General features: G+C 71.3%; 24 protein-coding genes and 1 pseudogene. 12 read left to right on the forward strand and 13 right to left on the reverse strand.

Features of this window, described 5'->3' with window-relative positions; all coding sequences use genetic code 11:
• The first annotated feature begins 27 nt into the window (after positions 1–27).
• The gene (locus ACYVC6_RS06935; protein WP_460712319.1) at positions 28–741 is read left to right on the forward strand and encodes a LemA family protein; all 714 of its coding nucleotides are present in this window, start codon (positions 28–30) and stop codon (positions 739–741) included.
• An 84-nt stretch (positions 742–825) separates the two neighbouring features.
• Here ACYVC6_RS06935 and ACYVC6_RS06940 read toward each other — a convergent pair whose 3' ends face one another.
• The 4 genes from ACYVC6_RS06940 to ACYVC6_RS06955 form a co-directional block, all read right to left on the reverse strand.
• Positions 826–2,577, reverse strand: coding sequence for an alpha-glucosidase (locus ACYVC6_RS06940; protein ID WP_460712321.1), 1,752 nt, complete (start codon positions 2,575–2,577; stop codon positions 826–828).
• 79 nt (positions 2,578–2,656) lie between these two features.
• A complete protein-coding gene (locus ACYVC6_RS06945; RefSeq protein ID WP_460712323.1) occupies positions 2,657–3,283 on the reverse strand; it encodes an alpha-ketoglutarate-dependent dioxygenase AlkB in 627 nt (208 codons plus the stop codon).
• 79 nt (positions 3,284–3,362) lie between these two features.
• Positions 3,363–4,574, reverse strand: coding sequence for a hypothetical protein (locus ACYVC6_RS06950; RefSeq protein WP_460712325.1), 1,212 nt, complete (start codon positions 4,572–4,574; stop codon positions 3,363–3,365).
• A 100-nt stretch (positions 4,575–4,674) separates the two neighbouring features.
• Entirely contained in the window at positions 4,675–5,115 is a 441-nt protein-coding gene (locus tag ACYVC6_RS06955) for an SRPBCC family protein (RefSeq protein ID WP_460712327.1), read from the reverse strand.
• Positions 5,116–5,214: 99 nt separating this feature from the next.
• Here ACYVC6_RS06955 and ACYVC6_RS06960 point away from each other — a divergent pair, with 99 nt between their 5' ends.
• The 3 genes from ACYVC6_RS06960 (at position 5,215) to ACYVC6_RS06970 (ending at position 9,360) form a co-directional block, all read left to right on the forward strand.
• Positions 5,215–5,997 carry an ABC transporter ATP-binding protein gene (locus ACYVC6_RS06960; protein WP_460712329.1) on the forward strand — a complete coding sequence of 261 codons (783 nt, stop codon included), beginning with the start codon at positions 5,215–5,217 and terminating at the stop codon, positions 5,995–5,997.
• On the forward strand, positions 5,994–8,522 hold the full coding sequence (locus tag ACYVC6_RS06965) for an ABC transporter permease (protein WP_460712331.1): 2,529 nt from the start codon (positions 5,994–5,996) through the stop codon (positions 8,520–8,522). Before ACYVC6_RS06960 ends, ACYVC6_RS06965 begins: the two co-directional genes overlap by 4 nt.
• A gap of 121 nt (positions 8,523–8,643) precedes the next feature.
• Positions 8,644–9,360 (forward strand): GntR family transcriptional regulator, encoded by a 717-nt coding sequence (locus ACYVC6_RS06970; protein WP_460712333.1) that lies wholly within the window; start codon positions 8,644–8,646, stop codon positions 9,358–9,360.
• Positions 9,361–9,369: 9 nt separating this feature from the next.
• Here the strand turns inward: ACYVC6_RS06970 and ACYVC6_RS06975 are convergent, their stop codons facing one another.
• Positions 9,370–9,708, reverse strand: coding sequence for a hypothetical protein (locus ACYVC6_RS06975; RefSeq protein WP_460712335.1), 339 nt, complete (start codon positions 9,706–9,708; stop codon positions 9,370–9,372).
• Between the two features lie 23 nt (positions 9,709–9,731).
• On the opposite strand from ACYVC6_RS06975, the gene ACYVC6_RS06980 reads away from it, so the two are divergent.
• Both ACYVC6_RS06980 and ACYVC6_RS06985 read left to right on the forward strand, forming a co-directional pair.
• A complete protein-coding gene (locus ACYVC6_RS06980) occupies positions 9,732–10,445 on the forward strand; it encodes a copper homeostasis protein CutC (RefSeq protein WP_460712337.1) in 714 nt (237 codons plus the stop codon).
• A 19-nt stretch (positions 10,446–10,464) separates the two neighbouring features.
• On the forward strand, positions 10,465–10,737 hold the full coding sequence (locus ACYVC6_RS06985) for a DUF4031 domain-containing protein (protein WP_460712339.1): 273 nt from the start codon (positions 10,465–10,467) through the stop codon (positions 10,735–10,737).
• A gap of 8 nt (positions 10,738–10,745) precedes the next feature.
• Here the strand turns inward: ACYVC6_RS06985 and ACYVC6_RS06990 are convergent, their stop codons facing one another.
• Positions 10,746–11,345 carry an HD domain-containing protein gene (locus ACYVC6_RS06990; protein ID WP_460712341.1) on the reverse strand — a complete coding sequence of 200 codons (600 nt, stop codon included), beginning with the start codon at positions 11,343–11,345 and terminating at the stop codon, positions 10,746–10,748.
• 66 nt (positions 11,346–11,411) lie between these two features.
• Between ACYVC6_RS06990 and ACYVC6_RS06995 the strand changes: the two genes are divergently transcribed.
• Positions 11,412–11,786: a nuclear transport factor 2 family protein gene (locus tag ACYVC6_RS06995; protein ID WP_460712343.1), complete on the forward strand. Its 375-nt coding sequence runs from the start codon at positions 11,412–11,414 to the stop codon at positions 11,784–11,786.
• Here the strand turns inward: ACYVC6_RS06995 and ACYVC6_RS07000 are convergent.
• The 3 genes from ACYVC6_RS07000 to ACYVC6_RS07010 form a co-directional block, all read right to left on the reverse strand.
• Complete coding sequence (locus tag ACYVC6_RS07000) at positions 11,779–12,633, reverse strand: oxygenase MpaB family protein (protein WP_460712345.1); 855 nt, start codon at positions 12,631–12,633, stop codon at positions 11,779–11,781. The genes ACYVC6_RS06995 and ACYVC6_RS07000 overlap by 8 nt on opposite strands.
• 10 nt (positions 12,634–12,643) lie before the next feature.
• A complete protein-coding gene (serA, locus tag ACYVC6_RS07005) occupies positions 12,644–13,843 on the reverse strand; it encodes a phosphoglycerate dehydrogenase (RefSeq protein ID WP_460712347.1) in 1,200 nt (399 codons plus the stop codon).
• A gap of 85 nt (positions 13,844–13,928) precedes the next feature.
• On the reverse strand, positions 13,929–14,702 hold the full coding sequence (locus tag ACYVC6_RS07010; protein WP_460712349.1) for a metalloregulator ArsR/SmtB family transcription factor: 774 nt from the start codon (positions 14,700–14,702) through the stop codon (positions 13,929–13,931).
• A gap of 84 nt (positions 14,703–14,786) precedes the next feature.
• Here ACYVC6_RS07010 and ACYVC6_RS07015 point away from each other — a divergent pair, with 84 nt between their 5' ends.
• A complete protein-coding gene (locus ACYVC6_RS07015; protein WP_460712351.1) occupies positions 14,787–15,116 on the forward strand; it encodes a YciI family protein in 330 nt (109 codons plus the stop codon).
• Here the strand turns inward: ACYVC6_RS07015 and ACYVC6_RS07020 are convergent.
• A complete protein-coding gene (locus ACYVC6_RS07020) occupies positions 15,113–16,225 on the reverse strand; it encodes an aromatic ring-hydroxylating oxygenase subunit alpha (protein ID WP_460712353.1) in 1,113 nt (370 codons plus the stop codon). The genes ACYVC6_RS07015 and ACYVC6_RS07020 overlap by 4 nt on opposite strands.
• 50 nt (positions 16,226–16,275) lie before the next feature.
• Between ACYVC6_RS07020 and ACYVC6_RS07025 the strand changes: the two genes are divergently transcribed.
• The 4 genes from ACYVC6_RS07025 (at position 16,276) to ACYVC6_RS07040 (ending at position 20,539) form a co-directional block, all read left to right on the forward strand.
• Positions 16,276–16,881, forward strand: coding sequence for a TetR/AcrR family transcriptional regulator (locus ACYVC6_RS07025; RefSeq protein ID WP_460712355.1), 606 nt, complete (start codon positions 16,276–16,278; stop codon positions 16,879–16,881).
• Between the two features lie 72 nt (positions 16,882–16,953).
• Entirely contained in the window at positions 16,954–18,165 is a 1,212-nt protein-coding gene (locus ACYVC6_RS07030; RefSeq protein WP_460712357.1) for an aminomethyltransferase family protein, read from the forward strand.
• 10 nt (positions 18,166–18,175) lie between these two features.
• Positions 18,176–19,756: a phytoene desaturase family protein gene (locus ACYVC6_RS07035; protein WP_460712359.1), complete on the forward strand. Its 1,581-nt coding sequence runs from the start codon at positions 18,176–18,178 to the stop codon at positions 19,754–19,756.
• Positions 19,757–19,864: 108 nt separating this feature from the next.
• On the forward strand, positions 19,865–20,539 hold the full coding sequence (locus ACYVC6_RS07040; RefSeq protein WP_460712361.1) for a hypothetical protein: 675 nt from the start codon (positions 19,865–19,867) through the stop codon (positions 20,537–20,539).
• 25 nt (positions 20,540–20,564) lie between these two features.
• Here ACYVC6_RS07040 and ACYVC6_RS07045 read toward each other — a convergent pair.
• From ACYVC6_RS07045 to ACYVC6_RS07055, 3 genes and pseudogenes are all read right to left on the reverse strand, one after another.
• Positions 20,565–20,822, reverse strand: a pseudogene (locus tag ACYVC6_RS07045) (DNA repair helicase XPB); the annotation flags it as partial.
• 106 nt (positions 20,823–20,928) lie between these two features.
• The gene (locus ACYVC6_RS07050; RefSeq protein ID WP_460712363.1) at positions 20,929–21,309 is read right to left on the reverse strand and encodes a hypothetical protein; all 381 of its coding nucleotides are present in this window, start codon (positions 21,307–21,309) and stop codon (positions 20,929–20,931) included.
• Positions 21,306–22,958 (reverse strand): DNA repair helicase XPB, encoded by a 1,653-nt coding sequence (locus tag ACYVC6_RS07055; RefSeq protein WP_460712365.1) that lies wholly within the window; start codon positions 22,956–22,958, stop codon positions 21,306–21,308. Before ACYVC6_RS07055 ends, ACYVC6_RS07050 begins: the two co-directional genes overlap by 4 nt.
• Position 22,959: the final 1 nt, after the last annotated feature.

The raw sequence follows: 22,959 nt of genomic DNA on the forward strand, positions 1-22,959 counted from the left end.
CACACCTGACAGAAGGGCAGTTCCGCGATGCTCATCGCCATCATCGTGATCGCCGTGCTCGTGGCCCTCGTGGGCTTCGTGATCGTCGGCTTCAACAAGCTGCGCACCACAGACGTGAGCGCCCAAGAGGCACTGGGCGGCATCGACGTCCAGCTGACCCGGCGTGCCGAGCTGATCCCCAACCTGGTTGAGGTGGTCAAGGGCTACGCCGCGCACGAGAAGGGGGTCTTCGAGGAGGTCACCCGGGCCCGGGCCGGCATCATCGCCGCCGCCGCGGGTGACGACGTGCAGGCGAAGGCCGCCGCGGACGCGGCGATGCAGCAGGCACTGATCCGCCTCAACGCGGTCGCCGAGGCCTACCCGGAGCTCAAGGCCAACGTCAACTTCCTCGAGCTGCAGAGCCAGCTCGCGGAGACCGAGAACCAGATCGCCTTCGCCCGTCAGTACTACAACGACGCCGTCGCGACCCTCAACAAGCTGGTCCTCACCATCCCGTGGATGTTCTTCACCGGCATCGCCAACGTGCACAAGCGCGAGTTCTACGACGCCCCCGAGGGCCAGCAGACCGCCCCGCAGGTGTCCTTCGACACCGGTGGCCCGGCGGCTCCGGCTGCCCCGGCTGCGCCCGCTGCTCCGACGCCGCCCCCGGCCGCCCCGCCGGCTGCTCCCGCTGCTCCTGCCACACCCCCGGCCGCACCGGCAAGTCCGCCCGCGGACACCAGCACCCCGCCCACCCCATAGCCGAGGCCGGGCCGGTGAGTTTCACCGGCTAGCCGGTGAAACTCACGCTCCGCCGCTGAAACCTGAGCGGCGGAGCGTGAGTTTCTACGGGGCAGGCCGCCGGCGGACCCGCGCCGCCCACGGCGGCAGCACCCAGGACGCCGGGTCGCCCGGACCGCTGTCCAGCACCCGCTCGGCCGCCAGCCAGGCCGCGGCTTCGGGCAGCCCGCCGGCGTCAGCGGGTTCGTTCGACAGGTTGGCGACGACCAGCAGGCTCGAGTCGTCCAGCGTCCGGGTGAACGCGTAGAGCCGGCCATCCTCCGGGAGCAGCATCCGGAAGGCGCCGTGCGCGACAACCGGGTCCTCGTGCCGCAGGGCGATCAGCCTCCGATGGTGGGTGAAGACCGAGTCCGGGTCGTCGACCTGGGCGGTGGCGTTGATCTCCGTGTGGTTGGGATTGACCGCGATCCACGGCTCACCGGTCGTGAACCCGGCGTGCTCGCCTCCGTCCCACTGCATCGGCGTACGCGCGTTGTCCCGGCTCTTGTAGCGGAGCGCCGCCAGCACCGAGTCCGGGTCCTCCCCGCGGGCGGTCGCCGCGGCGAACCGGTTGAGGGACTCGAGGTCGCGGAAGTCGTCGATGGTCTCGAAGGGCGCGTTGGTCATCCCGAGCTCGTCGCCCTGGTAGACGTACGGCGTCCCGCGGTGCAGGTGCAGGACGGTGGCCAGCGCCTTGGCCGACGCCACACGATGCTCGGGCGCGTCGCTGCCGAAGCGGCTGACCGCTCGGGGCTGGTCGTGGTTGCCCCAGTAGAGGCTGTTCCAGCCGACGTCGGCGAGCCCGGTCTGCCAGCGACCCAGCGTGTCCTTCAGGGCGACGAGCGACAGCGGGACGACGTCCCACTTGCCGCCGGGCCCGGAGTCGAGGTCGACGTGCTCGAAGGTGAAGACCATGTCGAGCTCGCCCCTGGCGGCGTCGGTGAACAGCCGGGCGTCCTCGACCGAGGCGCCCGGGGTCTCACCCACGGTGAGGAGGCCGGGCGGGCGCTGGGCGAAGACCTCGCGGTGCATCTCCTGCAGGTAGTCGTGCAGCCGGGGCCCGTTGACCACGTGGGGGTGGGTGTCACCCCACTCCCCGGTGTCGATCACGCCGGCGCCGCGCGGGTCGCGTCCGCCGATGCTGCCCTCGGGGAGGCCGGGTACGCCGTCGACAGTGACCTTGGAGATGAGGTTGATGACGTCCATCCGGAAGCCGTCGACACCTCGGTCGAGCCACCAGCTCATCATCCGGTGGACCGCGGCCCGGACCTCGGCGTTCTCCCAGTTGAGGTCCGGCTGCTTGGGGCTGAACAGGTGCAGGTAGTAGTCGCCCGTCGTCTCGTCGTACGTCCACGCGGGACCGCTGAACGCGGAGCCCCAGTTGGTCGGCTCGGCGCCGGCCGTGCCGGGCTCGAAACCGGGGCGGGGAGGTCTCCACCAGTACCAGTCCCGCTTCGGGTTGTCCGTGCTGGAGCGGGACTCGACGAACCAGGGGTGCTCGTCGCTGGTGTGGTTGACGACGAGGTCCATGACCACCTTGATGCCGGCGTCGTGCGCGGTGGCGATCAGCTCGTCGAGCTGCTCGAGGGTCCCGAAGAGAGGGTCGACGTCCTGGTAGTCGCTGATGTCGTAGCCGTTGTCGTCCATGGGCGAGCGGTAGACCGGGCTGAGCCACAGGACGTCGACGCCGAGGCGGACCAAGTGGTCGAACCGCTGCAGGATCCCGCCGAGGTCACCGATGCCGTCACCGTCGGAGTCGGCGAAGCTCCGCGGGTAGATCTGGTAGACGACGGCCGACTTCCACCAGTCCCGCTGCACGGTGGAAGCGTAGGTGACCCGCGCGCGCTGCTCGACCTCTTCTGAGCTCGCCCGGTGCTCGTTCCTCGCACCGGACGGCTCAGAAGACATTCAGCGGCCGGAACTGCACGGAGAGGCGGGGGCCGGCGTGGGCGACCTTGGGCACGGCGTGCTCCCAGGTGCGCTGGCAGGAGCCGCCCATGACCACCAGGTCTCCGTGGCCCATCTCGATCTGAAGGCTGTCGGCGCCGCCGGCGCGGGGCCGCAGGTGCAGCTTGCGGGGGTCGCCGACCGACACGATCGCGACCATGGTGTCGCTGGTCTTGCCCCGGCCGATCGTGTCGCCGTGCCAGGCGACGCTGTCACGGCCGTCGCGGTAGTAGCAGCAGCCGGCGGTGCGGAAGGGCTCGCCGAGCTCGGGCTCGTAGTGCCGGCTCAGGGCGTCCCGGGCCTCCTCGAGCGCGGGGTGGGGGAGAGCCTCGCCGATCATGTAGGTGTGCACCAACCGGGGCACGTCGACGAGCCGGTCATACATCTGCCGGCGTTCGGCCCGCCACGGCACGTCGCGCACCAGCGTCTCGAAGACGTCATCGGCCTGGGGCAGCCAGCCGCGGCAGACGTCGACCCAGGCGCCGCGGGTCAGCGGCCGTCGTTCGAGACCGGTGAAGTCGTCGGCGGCGGCCCGCCCGGGTCGGTCTGGGGCGAAGAGGGTCGACTGGAAGTCCACCCGCGCACGATAGCACCTGATCGAACAGATGTTCGATCAGGTGCTCGGCGCTGCCCCGAGGCGTGGACTCGTTCGCCGCTCACCTGGCGCGGGTGGCGGTGAAGGAGTTGGCAGCGTCGCTGTCACCGCCGATCGTCCCGCTCAGGGTGTCGCCCTCGATGCTGGCCACGACCTCGATGGTCTCGGCGGGGGAATCGAGGGGCGGCGGGCCGCCTCCCGGGCAGGCACCGTCGGGGAAGGCGCTCCGACCGGTGGCGGTCCCGGCGTACGTGCCCTCGCCGGTGGCGGGGACATCGCCGGGCGCCAGCTCGATCAAGAGGTAGAAGCAGTCGAGCTGGGTCGAGTCCTCGAAGAGGCCACCCTGCACGAGCACCTCGATCGTGCCCGTCAGATCGTCGCCCGCGACCATCTCGATGCGGTCGATCAGAACCTCGTCGCCGCTCTCATCTCCGGGTCCGGAGAAGGTGCCGACGAAGAGGACGCCCTCGGACGACTCGCCTGCCGGGTCAGAGTCGTCCCCGGTGGATGGCGCGGACCCCGTTGAGTCGGGGTCGGAGGTGGACGACGGGTCCGCGCCGAGCGGGGGGCAGGAGGGGAACCCGTCCTCACCCGGCGGGACGACCGGGGGATCGTCGACGATGCCGATGCAGGGGAACAACGGGCCCGTGATCGTGCCGAAGAAGAGCGCCTCGGTGAGCTGCTCGGCGGTGTAGCCCCGCGTGAGCAGGGCGAGTGTGGTCAACGTGAGGGACTGCTCGAACTCAGCGGCCAGTCTCTCCTGCCGTGCCAACTCGGCGAGGTGACGCTGGGCTGCGTCGAACATCGCGCCGGCTGAGGAGTCGATGAACGCGAGGAAAGCGTCGCTGGGCCGAGCGTCGTCGTTGTGCCCGGGCGGGGCAAGCCGGTGCACGGCAGGAACGGTGTGGGCCGAGGCCCCTTCGGCTGCGGCGGCCGTCAGCTCCCCGAACATGCCGCTGGCGCTTCCTGCCGGGTCGACGCCCTCGATGGTGCCGTCGGCAGCGATGGTGGGGTTGGCGACGATCTGGTCGAGGAGGTAGCCCCGGTCGATGGCCAGGAGGGTGACCGCGAAGCCGTCGACGTCGCCCCACTCCTCGGTGATCTGCGACTCGGCGTCGACCAGGCCCTCGGCCTGGGTGCGGTCGGCTGCACTGACCGCGCCCGCGTCGTCCGACTCGGAGCTCGTCTGGCTCGACCCGTCGCCGCTTCCCCCACATGCCCCCGTGAACACCGCCATGGTGGCCATGAGCGCTACCAGTCCGCGTAGCCGCATCGCTATGCCCCCTAGCGTCGACCTTCGCCAACTCTAACGAACGCGGCGCGCCGACGCGCCGGGCGCGCGCTCGCGGGTGCGCGGGCGGCGGAGCCCTTGCTCAGTGCAGGGCTTCCAGCGTCCTGGTCAGCTGCGCCACGGTCTCGTCGGCGAGGCCGGCGAGCTTGGGCTTGACGACCAGCGGTGCGACCAGGCTGACGGGGAAGGCGAACTCGAAGTCGGCGCGGTAGTGGACCTGGGTGGAGCCGCCGTCACCGACAGGGGCGAACGTGAGGGTGTCCGTGGCCGTCGCGGTCTTGTTCGTGCCGCGGAACTGCAGCCGCGTCGGCCGCTCGTGCGCGAGGCACTCGTAGGTCAGCTCGGTCCTGCGCCCCGCGAACTCCGAGCGGTTGTGGTACGTCGTGCCCACCCCGCCGTCTCCGGAGACGTGTCGGGTCTCGATCGTCCCGGGGTCCCACTCGTTGGTGCGGGTGAAGTCCGCGAGGTAGTCGAACACCGTCTCGATGGGCGTGGTCACGGTGAACGTGCGCTCGACATGCATGCCGGAGACGGTAGCCAGAGGGTGTCTGGGCGAAACGGTCCGCGCCTCAGGGTGATACCTGATGGCGCCGGGTCGGGCCGGGACGGGAGAGTGGTGCTCATGAGCGAGGCCCCCGCCCCCACCGCGCCGAGCGCCTCCGTCGCCGCCTCGGTGCGCCACCTGTCCAAGACCTACGGCTCCGGGCTGGCCTCGGTGGTCGCCCTCGACGACGTGAGCGTCGATCTGGAGGCGGGCCGGTTCACCGCGGTCATGGGCCCGAGCGGCTCCGGCAAGTCGACGCTCATGCACTGTTGCGCCGGTCTCGACGAGGCCGACACGGGCACCGTCCTCATCGGCGACGTCAACCTGACCGGCCTGGGCGACAAGCGGCTGACCGAGCTGCGGCGCGACCAGATCGGGTTCGTGTTCCAGTCGTTCAACCTGCTCCCGACCCTCACCGCGCAGGAGAACATCCTCCTGCCGCTGGCGATCGCCGGCCGGTCTCCGGACCCGGAGTGGTACGACGCGGTGATCGCGACCGTCGCCCTCGCGGACCGTCTCGACCACAAGCCCAAGGAGCTCTCCGGCGGCCAGCAGCAGCGGGTCGCCATCGCCCGGGCGCTGGTGAGCCGACCGCGGATCGTGTTCGCCGACGAGCCCACCGGCAACCTGGACTCCCGGTCCGGCGCCGAGATCCTCGAGCTCCTGCGCAGCAGCGTCGACGACCACGGCCAGACCGTCGTCATCGTCACCCACGACCCGGTCGCGGCGGCGTACTGCGACCGGGTGCTGTTCCTGGCCGACGGCCGCATCGTCGAGGAGCTGAGGGACCCGACCAGGGACGCCGTCCTGGAGGTCATGGCCCGCCTGGCCGAGACCCCGGCGACGCCCACGCCCCGATGATCCGCGCCTCACTCAAGAGCCTCCTCGGTCGGAAGGTTCGGCTGCTCCTCAGCACCTTCGCGATCGTCCTGGGCGTCGCGTTCGTCGCCGGCACGCTGGTCTTCTCCGACACGCTCAACCGGAGCTTCACCGCGCTCTTCGCGAGCACGGTCGGCGACGTCGTCGTCCAGCCGCTCGGCGCCCAGACCGAGCAGGGCGCGCCGTCCTCCCGGACGCTGCCGGGGTCGCTGCTCGAGGAGCTCGAGCAGGTGGACGGCGTGGCTCGCGTGGACGGCAACGTCAACGCCGTCGGCGTCTATGTCGTCGGAGCCGACGGCAAGCTCGTCGGCGGGCTCGGGCCGCCGTCCATCGGCAGCAACTGGACCGACGCTCCCTCGCCGGGCGGGGCCGGCCTGGAGATCATCGAGGGCGAGGAGCCGCAGGGCGTCGGTGAGGTGCTGCTCGACGAGCGCACCGCGGAGCGGGCGGCCTACCAGGTCGGCGACACCGTCAAGCTGCTGCTCCCGCGCGGCACCGCCGAGTTCGAGGCTGAGCTCGTCGGCCTGGTCGGGTTCCCCGAGGGCGGGTCGCTCAACGGCGCGACGCTGACGCTGTGGGACACCGCCAGCGCCCAGGAGCTCTTCCAGGAGGGCGAGGACGTCTTCAACGACGTCTGGGTCACAGCGGAGGACGGTGTCTCGCAGGAGGAGCTACGCGACGCGGTCGACTCGGTGCTGCCGAGCGATGTCGAGGCCGTCACCGGTGACCAGGCCGCCGACGACGCGGCCGACGAGCTCCTCGAGGCGATCGGGTTCATCACCACGTTCCTGCTGGTGTTCGCCGGGATCGCAGTCGTGGTGGGGGCATTCATCATCGTCAACACGTTCTCGATCCTGGTCGCCCAGCGCAGCCGTGAGCTGGCCCTGCTGCGGGCCCTCGGCGCCTCCCGACGCCAGGTGACCTGGTCGGTCCAGCTCGAGGCCTTCGTGGTCGGGCTCCTCGGCGCGACCATCGGCCTCGGGCTGGGCGTGCTGCTGGCGATGGCGCTGCGGGGGCTGTTCGGGCAGTTCGGTCTCGACCTGTCGGGTCAACCGCTCGTCTTCGGTCCGCGCACCGTCGTCGCGTCGTACGCCGTCGGCGTGCTCGTCACGATGGCCGCGGCCTACTTCCCGGCCCGGCGGACCAGCAGGATCGCGCCCGTCCAGGCCCTCAGCGACGACATCGCGCTGCCCGAGACCTCCATCCGCCGCCGGCTGCTGGCCGGCGTCCTGATGGTCGCCGGCGGACTCGTCTCCCTGGTGTTCGGCCTGGTCCTCGATGTGCCCAAGCCGCTGGCCTTCGTGGGCGCCGGCGTGCTCGCGGTGCTCCTGGGCGTAGCCGCCGCCAGCCCGGTCATCAGCCGGCCGCTGCTGCGGCTGGCCGCCCTGGTCTACCGGCGGGTGTTCGGGACGGTCGGGGTGCTCGCCGGGGAGAACTCGCTGCGCAACCCGCGCCGGACCGCGGCCACGGCCTCGGCCCTGATGATCGGGCTGGCGCTGGCCGGGACGATGGTCGTCCTGGCCGACTCGGCCAAGGCGTCGACGGACGCGGCCATCGAGGACGCGTTCGTCGGTGACTACGTGGTCTCCAACGTCTTCAACGGGGAGTTCAACAACGCCATCGGCGACGAGATGGCGAGCGTGGACGGGGTGGCCGACGTCGTTCGGCTCCGCTTCCAATTCATGATCGCCGACGGCGACGACACCTTCGTCGCGGCGATCGACCAGTCGGCGGTCGAGCCGTTGGAGCTGGCTGCGGTGCGCGGGTCGCTGGAGATGGGCGAGCGCACCGTGCTGCTCCAGGAGTCCTACGCCGACGACGAGGGGCTCGCCGTCGGCGACTCGGTCGAGGCGCAGGTGCCGGCCGGGAAGCAGACCTGGCGGGTCGCCGGCATCATCGAGGACACCGCGCTCCTCACGGGCCTGGTCACCTCGGTGGACACCTTCGACGCTGCCGGCTACGAGCCGGCCGACAACGCGCTGATCGTCTTCGAGGAGCCAGGGGCCACCGGGGTGCAGGAGCGTCTCGACGAGGTCGTGGAGGCGCTGCCCGTCGTCACCGTGCTCGACCAGCAGGAGTTCGCCGATCAGCGGCGTGCCGAGATCGACCGGTTCCTGCTCATCATCTTCGCGCTGCTCGGGCTGGCGCTGATCATCGCGGTCCTCGGCATCGTCAACACGCTCGCCCTGTCGGTCATCGAGCGCACCCGCGAGGTGGGCCTGCTCCGCGCGATCGGGCTGAGCCGCACCCAGCTGCGCCGGATGATCCGGCTGGAGTCGGTCGTCATCTCCCTGCTCGGCGCCGTCCTCGGGGTGGCCATGGGGGTCGCGTTCGGCGTCCTGATCACCTACGCGCTCCGTGACGAGGGTCTGGAGGTGATCCGGGTCCCCGCGGTCCAGCTGGCGGTGTTCTTCCTGCTCGCGCTCGTCATCGGGGTGCTCGCCGCCGTGCTGCCCGCGCGTCGGGCCGCGCGCCTCGACGTACTCAAGGCCATCGCGACCGAGTGATGGCCGTCCTGGGGTTCCCCCGAAGGGGTGAACTAGTCTTTTCGGGCACGCCTCGAGCCGCACTCAGTCGAGCGGAGGCAAAGCGGGGACGTACTCCCCGCACCCGGTCTAGTCTGGCTGCATGAGTGAGGTGCTCGTGAACGAGGGAAGGGCGCTCAAGCACGTGGTCGTGCGTGAGTATGTCCGCACCCTCGTGAGCGGCATGGAGCCCGGCTCACCGGCGCCCTCCGAGCGGGTTCTCGTCCATCGTTTCGGGGTTGCCAGGATGACCGTCCGCCAGGCCATGGACGCGCTGGTGTCCGAGGGCCTTCTCGACCGTATCCCCGGCAAGGGCACCTTCGTCGCCCGCCCGCCGCGTGCCTCGAGCGGCATCACGTCCTACACCGAGGAGATGACCCGACGCGGTCTCCTCCCCGAGTCACAGACCATCCTGGCCCGCCGCGAGCAGGCCGGCCCCGGTGTCGCGCGGGCGCTCGGCATCTCCGAGGGCGACGCGGTGATCCACTGGAAGCGCCTGCGCCGCGCCGACGGCGTCCCCATGTGCCTGGAGGACGCCTACCTCAACGAGGTGCTCCTCCCGGGCTTCCTGCAGAGCGGGATGCCCACCAGCCTCTACGAGTCGCTCGAGCAGCGCGGCCTCCGGCCGACCTGGGCCGAGGACTCGATCACCGCCGACTCGGCGAACGCCGACGAGGCCGAGTACCTCGAGGTCGAGCCCGACTCGGTCGTGCTGCGTCACTCCCGCCGAGCACTGGTCGGGGAAAAGGCCGTCGAGGTGTCGCGGAGCGTCTACCGCGCGGACCGCTACACGCTCTGGGTGCAGCTCCGCCAGGACTGACCCCAGCTCCTACAGGCCCCCGAGCGGTGCGACGACGTCGCCCGACTCCTCGCACACCCACACCGGGTCCGGCCCGCCGAGGTCCGGCTGGATGTAGAGCGAGTGCACCGGCCCCCCGCAGGTCAGGCACAGCGGCCAGCGCTCGGTGGCCTCGAACAGGGCGTCCTGCACGTCCTGGGCCACCAGCCCGGCGACGTAGTGCACGCCCTCGGGCCACTGCTCGGCCCACCACGTGCGGGAGGAGATCGCATCCTCGAGAAACGAGACCGCGGCCGCGGTGGCTGCGCGGCGGGCCTCGAGATCGGCAAGCACGCGCGCCCTGGCCTCGTACAGCGCCTGGGGATCCACACTGCCACCCTAGGCTGGCGCCCATGAGCGCCCCGCAGATCCTGCTCGAGGTGACCGTGGCGTCGGAGCGCGACGTCCCGGGGGCGCACGAGGGTGGCGCCTCGCGGCTGCACGCGGTCGGCCGCGGCTCCGCGGCAGGAGCGCTCTCACCCGAGCCGGCGACGGTGTCGGCGCTCTGCCGGGAGAGCGACCTGCCCGTCTTCGCGCTGCTGCGGCTCAACGAGAGCTGGACGACGACCGGCGGCGAGATGACCCGGCTCGTCGGTCTCGCCGAGGACTTCCTGGGCTGCGGCGCCGCCGGGGTGTCGTTCGGGTTCCTCGACGCCGACCTCGAGGTGGACGTCGAGACGTGCACCCATCTCGCCGTGTCGCTGCCCAACGTCCCATGGACCTTCCACCGCGCCATCGACGACGCCCTGGACGCCCAGCGGGCCTGGCGGCGCGTCCTCGGCCTGCCCGGCCTCGTCAACGTCCGCTCCGCCGGGTCCGCCCGGGGGATGGGTGAGGGCTATGACGACCTGTTGGCGCTCGTGGAGTCCGACGCGGCGGTTGCCGCGCTGGTCATGCCCGGTGGTGGCCTGTTGGCCGAGCACGTCCCGTGGCTGGTCCGCGCGGGGGTGCGGTCCTTCCACCTCGGCCCCCAGGTCCGGCCAGGTGGCAGCCCGAAGGCCTACGTCGGCGCCGACCTGGTGCGCTCCTGGCGGCTGCTGGTCGACGATGCCGCGGCGCGGCTCTGATGGGCCGACGATGGGGCTGATGATCGACCCGCCGGCGGTCCCCTCGCGCGGCCGCCTGTGGTCGCACCTGGCCAGTGACACGTCCTACGACGAGCTGCACGCGTTCGCCCGGGAGCTGGGGATCCCCGAGCGAGGTTTCGACCGCGACCACTACGACGTGCCGTCGGAGTACTACGACACGGTCGTGGGTCTGGGGGTCGAGCCGGTCAGCTCCCGCGAGCTGGTCGCCCGTCTGGTGGCGGCTGGGTTGCGGCGGCGGAAGCCGGGCGGGAGTTCACCGGCTAGCCGGTGAATCTCAACTCAGCCGCCGAGCCCCGCCACCTCACGCTCCAGGTTGGCCCGGGCCGGCGCCTCCCAGTGCTCGCGCGCATAGGCGGTGTGGAACAGGTGCGGCTTGTCGGCCAGCGCGGCCAGCACGGCCGCCCGGCCCTCGGCGAAGACGTCGTCGGGTAGGTGGGCGTACTCGCGGCGTACGGCGGCGACGTAGTCGTCGTAGCGCCCGGCCGGAGCCGCCAGGATGGCCAGGTCGGCGTCGGAGAGCGCGCAGCCGTTGAGGTCGTCGTCGTCGGGCCGGTGGGTCTCGGTGAGGCGGACCAGCCGGGCCACCTCGTCGACGACCGGCGCCGGCACCAACGGCGCGAGCGCCTCCTCCGCCCAGACCGCCGACCGTTCCTCGGCGTCGCGTTCCCCGTCGTAGACGGCGTCGTGGAACCAGGCGGCCAGCAGCACGGCCGTCGGCTCGTAGTCGGTGCCGGCGCGGGCCAGCTCGTCGAGCCGGTCGAGCACCTCGGTGAGGTGCCGGGTGTCGTGGTAGCCGCGGCTCGGGTCGGCGTAGCTCGCCGCGAGCTCGGCGCGCAGTTGTGGACTGTCGGGCAGGGGCCATCTGTCACTGAGGTCCATCGGGCCCCATCCAACCGCTACGGTGTGCGCGATACAAGAACGAGAACGTGTTCTATGGAGGAACCCATGGCCGCCAGCAACGAGCGCATCCGCGAGGTCATCGAGGCCTACGTCGACCGGGTGGCGAACGGGACCACCGAGGAGGTGCTGGCGCTCTACGCCGACGGCGCCACGGTCGAGGACCCCGTCGGCACCGACGTGCGCAGCACGCCCGAGTCGATCCGGGAGTTCTACGCCGGCCTGGAGGGCCTCGAGCAGGAGGGGCGGCTGCTGACCGCGCGCATCGCCGGTGGTCAGGCGGCGTTCCAGTTCGAGCTGGCGACCAAGGCGGGCGACCAGACCTACACCCTGTCGCCGATCGATGTGATGACCTTCGACGACGACGGGCTGATCACCTCGATGCGCGCCTTCTGGGGCAACGACGACATGGTTGTCAACTGACGGACTCCCGAGGTGGGGTCATCGCCCATCTGATCGTCCCGGTCGCCGCGCTGCCGAGGACGCGGACCGCAGTGCGCTCCGAGACCGGCAGGTAGGGCAGCCGCAGCGGCAGCCGGCTCCAGGCAGGCATCAGGGCGACCGCCGCCGCGGCCAGCACGCCGTAGGGCGGCCGGGCGGCCAAGGGCAGGGGCGGCTTGAGCAGCACGTAGCGCACCGCCTCGCGTGCCTCGGGGGTGCCGCGGAGCTCCGGTCGGTATGCCGCGAGCGCGGCGTCCAGCTCGGACTCGGTCGTCGGCAGGTCGGTCGCGCCGAGCCGGCTGGCGATGGTCGCGGCCTGCGCGACGTACTCGTCGCGACCGGCCTGGTCCAGCGGCCGCTTGCCGTAGACCGTGTGCGTCCGCAGGAAGCTGTCGACCTCGGCCACGTGCACCCAGCGCAGCAGGTGCGGGTCCGATGCGGCGTACGGCGTCCCGTCGGGCTGCTCGCCGGTGACCCGCTCGTGGATCCGGCGTACAGCGTCGACCGCCCGTTGCGCGTCGTCAGTGGCGCCGAACGTGGTGACGGCCAGGAATGTGCTGGTGCGGTGGAGCCGGCCCCACATGTCGCCGCGGTAGCCGGAGTGCTCCGAGACCGCGCGCATGGCCGCGGGGTGCAGCGACTGCAGGAGCAGGGCCCGGATCCCGCCGACGAACATCGACGCGTCACCGTGGACGCGGGTGATCGGGCTGCCCGGCTCGAACCACCGCGGGCCGGGTCGGCCGTGGATGCGGTCGCGCTGCCTCGGCCCGTCCGGACCGGCGACGCGCAGGAACAGCTCGTGCCCGAGCCGCCCGCGCAGGTCCACCACGCGCTCGAGACTACGAGGCGTAGGTGCGGAGCCAGATCGTGTGCGGCGAGGAACGCACCTTGTCGAGACCGGGCTCGGAGATCATCTCGGTGGCGTCGATGACGACGTAGCCCTGGTGGCCACGGGTGGCGAGGTATTCCCCGAGCACGTTGGCGCCCTGCTCGGCGAGGTGCGCGTTGATCTCGGCGAGCACGCCGGGGACGTTGACGTGCAGGTAGCCGATCCGCACTCCCTCGGTGAGCAGCGGCGGCTGGACCGCGGGCAGGTTGACCGACAGCGCGGTGCTGCCGTGCTCGACGAACGCCGCCAGCTTGCCGGCCACGAACCAGCCGATCTCGGCCTGCGCCTCCTGCGTCGAGCCGCCGACGTGGGGGGTGAGGATCACGTTGTCGAGGCCGCGGAGCACCGACTGGAACTCGTCGCCCTGCTTCTTGGGCTCGACCGGGAAGACGTCGAGCGCGGCGCCGGCGATGTGACCGGACTCGATGTGGCGGCGCAGCGCGAGGTCGTCGACCACCATCCCGCGGGAGGCATTGATGAACAGCGCGCGGGGCTTCATCTTGGTGAACTCCGCGTCGCCGAAGAACCCGGCGTTGCCGGGCCGCCCGTCGACGTGCAGCGAGACCACGTCGGCCTCCGCGAGCAGCGCGTCCAGCGACGGCATCCGGCGCGCGTTGCCGTGCGCAAGCCGGTCGGCGGTGTCAAAGAAGATCACCCGCAGGCCGAGCGCCTCGGCGAGGTTGGACAGCTGGGTGCCGATGTTGCCGTAGCCGACGATGCCGAGCGTGCGGCCGCGGATCTCGTGGCTCCCGGCGGCCGACTTGTCCCAGATGCCGGCGTGCATCATCGCGGTCTTCTCGGGCAGCCGCCGGGCCAGCGCGATGATCTCGCCGATCACCAGCTCCACCACGCTGCGGGTGTTGGAGTAGGGCGCGTTGAACACCGCCACACCACGCTCGGCCGCCGCATTCAGGTCGACCTGGTTGGTGCCGATGCAGAAGCAGCCGACCGCCATGAGGTCGGGGGCGGCGTCCAGCACCCGGGAGGTGATCGTGGTGTTGGAGCGGATGCCGAGCAGGTGCACGCCGTCGAGGGCCGCGACCAGCTCGTCCTCGGACAGCGAGCCGGCGCGCAGCTCGACGTCCCAGCCGTGGCGCTTGAGCGTCTCGACCGCGACCGGGTGGATGTTCTCCAGCAGCAGGACCTTCACCCGGCCAGGGTAGGAGCGGTCGCGGGTGTCCCGTAAAACGGCGTGCTGACGTGGGACGCCCGGAGTGGCCGTGCCGCGCCGACGGTCAGCCGAGCTTCTTGGGACGCCGGCGGCGCGTGGTCCTCCGATCGAGGTCGGCGTGCTCCTTCAGTCGGCCGAGCACCATGGACCAGGCGGCGGTGAGGTAGTCCGCCTGCTGGGCGTCCGGCGCCTCTTGGTGCACCTCGACGCGGCAGCCCTCGTCCACCTGGAGGAAGCGCAGGTAGCCGACGAGCTGCCGGCCCGGCACCGGCGTCTGGTCGTCGTCGAAGTCCCATCTCATCGCGATGAGGTGCGGTGGGGCGAGGACCTCGTAGCGGCCGCGGACCCGGGTACCCCACTCCAGCTCCGCGCGGAAGCGGCCCTGGTCGATGGACACCGGCACCCCGAGCCAGGCGGAGTAGCGGTCGCCGTCGGCGAACGACTCGAACGCATCGGCGGGGTCCAGGCGTACGTCGGTGGTCACCGTCACCCACTGCGCGAGCGAGCTGGAGGCCAGGTCGCGCTCGGGGACGTCGTCGGCGGGCAGCCACTTGCTGTCCGAGCTCGCGAGGAGCGGCAGCACCGCCTCGATCGCCGACCGGTCCAGGGAGTAGTAGCGGAAGTTGCCCTCGGCGCGCATCGTGACGAGCCCGGCCCTGCGCAGCGCCGCCAGGTGCGTGGACACGGTGCCGGCGGTGACGTGACACCCGGCCGCGATCTCGCCGGCGGGCAGTTCGGCGTCCCAGAGCATCCACAGGATCTCGCGGCGGACGGGAGAGGCCAGAGCGTCGATCGTGGCCTGGAGGCCGCCCCCGTCGACCGCTCGGCGGCTGCTCATCGGCTCATCCTTGCAGCGCTCCTCGATCCGTGAGTATTTTGATACTAGTCAAAATAGGTTCCACTCGCTCAGGAGGCTCGCTCGATGACGAAGTACCTGCTGCTCTACCGCTCCACCGTCTCCGCCCAGGACCAGATGAGCGGGGCCACGCCCGAGGAGGCGCAGGCCGGCATGGACGCCTGGATGGCCTGGGCGGGCAAGGCCGGACCGGCGATCCTCGACATGGGCTCGCCCACCCAGACGGTGGCGACCGTGGGCGACGGCCCGGCTTCGGCCGGCTTCGTCGGTGGCTACTCGCTCATGGAGGCCGAGTCCACCGAGGCGCTCACCGCGCTGTTGGACGGGCACCCGCACCTGATGATGGGGGGCAGCTCCATCGAGGTCTGCGAGCTGCTGCCCATGCCGGGGGCCTAGATCTCGAGCCCGCCCTCGCGGTAGGCCGTGCCGATCGTCGCGACCAGCTGGGCGACGGCATCCTCGTTGGGCGCGAACGGCCCCGGGCGGAAGTGCGGGCTCTGCAGTCCGCGCTGCACCGACTCGCACGCGGCCCAGTCCTGGCGGTTGGTCCGGTCCCAGAACTCGACCGCGACAGTGGCGCCACCCGGGGCCGACTCGGGCAGCGTCAGCCACGTGCACTCGACCCAGGTGCGGCCCGGCTCGAGCGGGACGACCCGGTGGGTCATCACGTAGTCGGGGTGTGCCGACACCAGCAGGTTGGGCAGCAGGTGCAGATACTCCACCCTGGCCGGGTCGACGCCCGGCAGCGGCGTCGCCGCGAGCTCGCCGGTCATCGACATCGTCGCCATGCCCTCGCGCAGGTCCATCGACCCGCCGATCCAGCTGCCCGGCAGGTCGTAGTTGTCGCCGGAGTCGGGCAGCGTGACCTGACACAGCTCCGGGTGGATCAGCGGGCAGTGGTAGCACTCGTGGTAGTTCTCGGCGATCACCTTCCAGTTGGCCGCCACCTCGTAGGTGTGCCGGTCCGCGACGACCAGCGACCCTGCGTCGTACGGCGCCAACAGCTCCGCGATCGCGCCGAGGTGCGTCTCGAACGCCGGGACCTCGACGCTGCCAAGGGGGTGGAGCGCATGCCCGAACACCCAGCCCTGCCAGACCTTGACCGGCAGCTCGACCAGCCCGTGGTCGGCGGAGTCGAAGCCCGCGTCGTCGCGGAAGCCCGGAGCTCCCATGAGCTCTCCGTCGAGGTCGTAGGTCCACGCGTGGTAAGGGCAGGAGATAGCCCGCCGGCTGGCGGTCTCGCCCTCGGGAAGCAGCTCGTGGCCGCGGTGCCGGCAGGTGTTGGCGAACATCCGGAGCCCGGCGTTCCCCTGCACCAGCAGGCAGCCGACGTCCCCGACCCGCACCGCTCGCTGGGTGGCGCGCTCGTCGGCGAACAGGTCCTGCGTCCGCCCGAGGCAGGTCCAGCTGCCAGCGAACAGGTGACGGCGCTCCCACGTGAGCACGTCCGGCGAGGTGTACGCCGCGGCGGGCAGCATGCGGGCCGGCAGCGGGGTGGGCGTCATCGGGTCCAGCCGCCTTCCCGCACTAGGCTCCACGACATGGGAGGTCGGGCTTGACCCGCAGGGCACGTCGTGCGGCCGAGGTGCGCCGGGAGGAGATCCTCACCGTCACCGTCCGGCTCATCGACCGGCTCGGCCTTGCCGCGGTCCGGGTGGCCGACGTGGCGGGCGAGCTCGACGTGAGCCCGGCGCTCGTCTTCTACCACTTCGGGACCAAGGACGACCTGGTCGTCGAGGCCTTCGCCCACGCCGTCGAGCGCGACCTGCGGCGGCTGGAGAAGGCAGCGGCCGCTGGCGAGCCGGTCGAGCGCCTGCGCCGGGTGCTGCGGCTGTACGGGCCGACCGGCCGCGCCACCGGCTGGCGTATCTGGATCGACGCCTGGGCGGTCGCACAGCGCGACCCTCGCGTCCGCCGGACGCTGCGCGCGCTCGACCGGCGCTGGCAGGACATCCTGCGCGGCGTGGTCGACGACGGCGTCGCGGCGGGGGAGTTCACCTGCGCGGACCCCACTGCCGCCGTGGCGAGGGTGTCCGCCCTGGTCGACGGGCTGTCGGTGGCTGCGGTCGTGCACCGGAGCATCACCCGCGAGGAACTGCGCAGGTGGGTGGCCGCCCAGCTCGAGGTGGAGCTCGGCGTCGATGTGCGGACCCTGGACTGACGCCGTGCCGACCAGAAGCACCCCAGTCTCTCCTTGCTGACTCGCAGATCAGTAAAGAGTAGCGTTTCCGTCGTGCGCACCACCCCGTTCCATCCGCGGCTGAGCGAGCTCAACGACCAGGGGCTCTACACGCACTGGCAGGGCACCCTGTCGCCGCTGCGCTACAGCCACGCGCCGAAGCACGAGTACTTCGCGGTGCGCAACTCGGTCGGCGTCTTCGACACCTCGCCGCTCTACAAGTACGCCGTCACCGGGCCCGACGCTGAGCGCCTGCTGTCCGGGGCGCTGGTGCGCGACGTCAAGGCCTGCCGGCCCGGTCAGGCGCAGTACACCGCGTGGTGCGATGACCGTGGGTTCGTGATGCACGACGGCGTGGTGTTCCGGCACTCCCCGGAAGGCTTGGGCGCCGACGAGTTCCTGCTCACCGCTGCCCGTCCGTCGCTGTCGTGGTTCGAGGAGCTGGGGTCGGGGCAGCGCGTCGAGCTCGAGGACGTCACCGACGCCTACGGGATACTCGCGGTGCAGGGTCCGCGCTCGCGCACCGTACTGACGGCGCTGGTCCCGGAGACCGAGTCGCTGGCCTACTTCGCGCACATCCCCGCCAAGATCGGCGGTGCCGCGGTCACGCTCTCGCGGACCGGCTACACCGGCGACCTCGGCTTCGAGCTGACGGTTCCCGCCGACGACGCGGTCGCCGTCCTCGACGTGGTGCTGGAGGCCGGGCGCGACCACGGCATCCGGCCGTTCGGCGAGGAGGCGCTGATGACGCTGCGGATCGAAGCCGGTCTCCCCCTGATCGACGTCGAGTGGAAGGACGCCCGGCTGGCGCTGAGCGACGCCGACTGCGTGACACCCAAGGAGCTCGGCCTGGGCTGGATGCTCCGCGGGGTGCGCGACGGCTCGCGCCGCTTCGTCGGCTCCGAGGCCATCCGCCGTGAGCTGGCGGACGGCAGCTCGCGCTGGGCGACGACGGGGATCGTCGTCGACCCCGCAGACTGGGACCGGCTGTTCCGCGACGCCGGCCTGCTGCCACCCAAGTCCGAGCACCCGCTGCCCTACGAGTCGATGGTGCTCGACGACGCGGGGAGCGAGGTCGGGTTCTGCACGTCGTTCGTCTACTCGCCCGTCCTCCAGCGGCACATCGGCATCGCGCGGGTCCGACCGGACCTCGCGGCGGTCGGGACTGACCTTCGGCTCGAGCTCGCGATCGCCCACCACAACACGACGGTCCGGGTCTCCACGACCGCGATGCCGTTCTTCGACCCTGCCCGGAAAAAGGACTAGTGAAGAAGGCATGAACGATTTCGACGCGATCGTCATCGGCGGCGGCCACAACGGCCTCACCCACGCGGCGTATCTCGGCAAGGCCGGCCTGCGCACGCTGGTGCTGGAGAAGAACGACCTGGTCGGGGGCGCGGCCATCACCGAGGAGCTGATGCCGGGCTTCCAGTTCACGACGTTCTCCTACGCGCTGAGCCTGCTGCGGCCGGAGATCATCCACGAGCTCGACCTGGTCGAGCACGGGTTCCTGCCGCTGATGATGCCGTCGTCGTTCCACCCGACCGGCGACGGCGACTACCTGCTCTTCGGCGACGACCACCAGCAGAACCTGCAGGAGATCCGGCGGCACTCACCGCGGGACGCGGACGCCTACGAGCGCTACCACCGCGACCTCGACCGGGTCTGCCAGGTCGTCCGGCCGCTGTTCGACAACCCGCCGCCCGACGTCTTCGGCAGTGACCCTGACGACGCGGTCGACGTGAAGTGGTTGCTCGACCACCTCGGCGGCGTCGACCGCAAGACGATGCACGACGTGGTCCGCCTGCTCACGGGCAGCGCCGCGGACTGGCTCGACGACTACTTCGAGCACGAGGCCATCAAGGGCTACCACGCGTCGTCCTCGGTCATCGGCTCCAAGGTCGGGCCGATGTCGCCCGGCTCGGGTCTGGTGCTGCTGTTCCACAAGCTCGGTGAGCACGACGGGCACCTCGGCTCGTGGGCGTTCCACAAGGGCGGCAACGGCGGCTTCACGCAGGTCCTCGCCCGGGCCGCCCAGGCCTTCGGCGCGGAGATCCGGCTCGGCGCCGCCGTCGACTCCGTGCTGACCGACAACGGTCGCGCCGTCGGGGTGGTGCTGGAGGACGGCGCCGAGCTCCGGGCGCCCGTCGTCGTCTCGGCGCTCGACCCCCGGCGTACCTTCCTCGAGCTGGTCGAGCCGCGCGAGCTCCCGCTCGACCTGGTCGACAACGTGCGCCGGATGAAGTTCCGCGGCGTCTCCGCCAAGGTCAACTTCGCCCTCGACGGGCTGCCGGTGTTCCCGGCCCTGAAGGACTCCGTCGACCACTTCGGCGGCTTCCTCAACATCGGTCCGACGATGGAGTACGTCGAGAGGGCCTTCGACGCCTCGAAGTACGGCTGGTACTCCGACGAGCCCTACATCGACGCCGCGATCCAGTCGGTCGTCGACCCCGCCATGGCGCCGCCCGGCAAGCACGTCATGTCGTGCTTCGTGCAGTACGCGCCCTACGAGCTGCGCGGCTCGACCTGGGACGCCGAGCGCGACCGGTTCGGAGACAAGGCCCAGGCGGTGCTCGAGTCACACTTCCCGGGCTTCGGCGACCTGGTGCTGCGTCGCGAGGTCGTCACCCCCCTCGACATCGAGACCCGCACCGGCCTCACGGAGGGCAACATCTTCGCCGGCGAGTTCCTGGCGCCGCAGATGTACTTCTTCCGCCCGGCGCCGGGCTGGAGCCAGTACGCCACCCCCATCGACGGCTACTACCAGTGTGGCTCCGGCACCCACCCCGGCGGCTGCGTTATCGGCTCACCCGGCCGGCTCGCCGCCCAGCGGGTGCTGCGGGACGCGGGTCGGTAGGGCGAAGCCCGGGCTCTTCACGGGGGGCCTGGTCAGACCCCACACTGGCGGCTCACGCTCCCTCCGAGAGGTCCGACCATGCCAAGCCGTCAGCCTGCTGTCTCTCGCTTGTCGCTCATCGTCTCCCTGCTCGCTCTGGTGGTCGCCCTGACGGGCACGGCCGCCGCGGCCGGCCTGGCCGCCAACAGCGTCGGCAGCAAGCAGCTGAAGAAGAACGCGGTCAAGACCGCGAAGATCAAGAACAACGCCGTGACCGCGGCCAAGATCAAGGCAGGAGCGGTCACGGGCCAGGAGATCGCCGACGGCAGCGTGACCTCGGCCGAGGTGATGGACGGGTCACTGGGCGCCGCAGACCTCGCTGCCGGGGTGCTCCCCACGAAGAGCGTCTCGTACGACCACCTGGTGGACCTCGACGGCCCCGACCCGGCGCAGCTGGCCGTCGGGGGTGTCTCGTTCGACCACGGCTGCAGCGACGTCGGCGGTGGGGACCAGCGGATCCAGACCTTCCTCGGGGCGGTCGCTCCCGGCGCCAAGATCGTGGTCTCGGGCACGCAGGTCGAGTGGGTCGGCGGCGTCACCGAGAGCATCGTCTACACGACGTTGCCACCCGGATCGACGACGGTGTTCCTCAACGGCGAGGGGAGTGCGGGGTCGATGGCGCGGTGGTCGTTCGAGGGCACCGTGCAGGCGGACGGTCAGCCGGTGCTGCGCATCTCTCTGGTCGGTGCCCTCACCAACGGCGCGACGGAGTGCCTCGTCCGAGGGCTGATCACGCCGCAGTGAGCGGTGGCGCCGACCGGCGCCTGGTTCATGCGAGCCGGTCGAGGCCGGGCAGGTCGTCGGCATCGACGATGCGGTACGCGTACCCCTGTTCGGCCAGGAACCGCTGGCGGTGCTGGGCGAACTCGGCGTCGACGGTGTCGCGGGAGACGATCGTGTAGAAGTGCGCGGTCTTGCCCTCGGACTTCGGGCGCAGGATCCGGCCGAGGCGCTGGGCCTCCTCCTGGCGTGACCCGAAGGACCCGGACACCTGGATCGCCACCTCGGCCGAGGGCAGTTCGATGGATCTCGTCGGCGGTCAGCGACGTACGCCGGACCAGCTCGTCCTTCCACTGCCGGGCCACGCAGAAGCTCTGTCAGCTCTACCTGGTGGCCACTGTCCTGGACTGACCTCAGCGAGCAAAGGTGTAGGCCATCCCGACCACGAGGATCAGCGCGACAAGCACCACGAACCACGTGCCGGCCGGCCGCTGAGGCCGGTCGCCGATCCGCCCCGAGACTGCCCGGACGAAGGACGGTGCGTACCAGAGCGCGACCTGGCCGCCTGCCGGGACGTCGACCTCGATGGTCACGTCGCCCGATCCGCCGGTGAGGAACGTGGACGCCTCGACCCGGTGCCGTCCGGCAGCCAGCGGGATGACGTTCTCCCCGTGCTGCACCCGCACCGGCTCCCCGTCCACCCGGGCCGTGACCCCGAGCCCCGGCCTCCCGAGCAGCGTGGGCTGGACGGTCAGCCGCAGATGACCAGTGCCGGCCGGAGGCTCGTCGGTCACGTCAGCAGCTCGTCCAGCCCGTCGGCGTCGACGATCCGGTAGGCGTAGCCCTGCTCGGCGAGGAACCGCTGGCGGTGCTGGGCGAACTCGGCGTCGACGGTGTCGCGCGAGACGATGGTGTAGAAGTGCGCGGTCTTGCCCTCGGACTTCGGGCGCAGGATCCGGCCGAGGCGCTGGGCCTCCTCCTGGCGTGACCCGAAGGACCCGGAGACCTGGATCGCGACCTCGGCCGAGGGCAGGTCGATGGAGAAGTTCGCGACCTTGGAGACCACCAGCAGCCCGACCTCGCCGGCCCGGAAGGCCTCGAACAGCCGCTGCCGCTCCTTGACCGGGGTGTCGCCCTTGATGACCGGGGCGTCCAGGGCGAGGGCGAGCTCGTCGAGCTGGTCGAGGTACTGGCCGATCACCAGCGTGGGCTGGCTCGCGTGCCGGGCGACCAGGTCCTTGACGACGTCGATCTTCTGGTGCGTGCAGGAGGCGAGGCGGTAGCGCTCCTCGGGCTCCGCGGTCGCATAGACCAGGCGCTCGTCGGTCGGCAGCGTCACCCGCACCTCGACGCAGTCGGCGGGCGCGATCCAGCCCTGCGACTCGATGTCCTTCCACGGGGCGTCGTAGCGCTTCGGGCCGATCAGCGAGAACACGTCGCCCTCGCGGCCGTCCTCGCGCACCAGCGTCGCGGTGAGCCCGATCCGGCGGCGGGCCTGGAGGTCGGCGGTCATCCGGAAGATCGGCGCGGGCAGCAGGTGCACCTCGTCATAGATGATCAGGCCCCAGTCGCGAGCGTCGAGCAGCTCGAGATGCCGGTAGACGCCCGAGCGCTTGGTGGTCATCACCTGGTAGGTCGCGATGGTGACTGGCCGGACCTCCTTGACCGAGCCGGAGTACTCGCCGATCTCGTCGGCGGTCAGCGACGTACGCCGGACCAGCTCGTCCTTCCACTGCCGGGCGCTCACCGTGTTGGTGACCAGGATCAGCGTGGTCGCCTGGGCGTGCGCCATCGCCGCCGCGCCCACCAGCGTCTTGCCGGCGCCGCAGGGGAGCACGACCACGCCCGAGCCGCCGTGCCAGAACGACTCGGCGGCGTCGCGCTGGTAGTCCCGCAGGTGCCACTCGGTCTCGTCGAGCGCGATCGCATGTGCCTCGCCGTCGACGTAGCCGGCGTAGTCCTCGGCCGGCCAGCCGATCTTGAGCAGCGCCTGCTTGAGGTTGCCGCGCTCGGACCCGTGCACGACGACGGTGTCGTCGTCGATCCGCTCGCCGATCATCCCGGCGATCTTCTTGGCGCGGAGCACCTCCTCCAGCACGGGCCGGTCGGTGCTGACGAGGACCAGGCCATGCGTCGGGTGCTTCTCCAGCCGCAGCCGGCCGTAGCGCGCCATCGTCTCGGCGACGTCGACGAGCAGCGCGTGCGGCACGGCGTACCGGCTGAACTCCAGCAGGGTGTCGACCACCTGCTCGGCGTCGTGCCCGGCGGCGCGGGCGTTCCAGAGCCCGAGCGGGGTCAGCCGGTAGGTGTGGATGTGCTCGGGTGAGCGCTCCAGCTCGGCGAACGGCGCGATCGCGCGGCGGCACTCCCCGGCGCGCTCGTGGTCGACCTCGAGCAGCAGGGTCTTGTCCGACTGGACGATGAGCGGGCCGTCGTGCGTCATC

It is taken from the genome of Nocardioides dilutus, assembly GCF_054779555.1.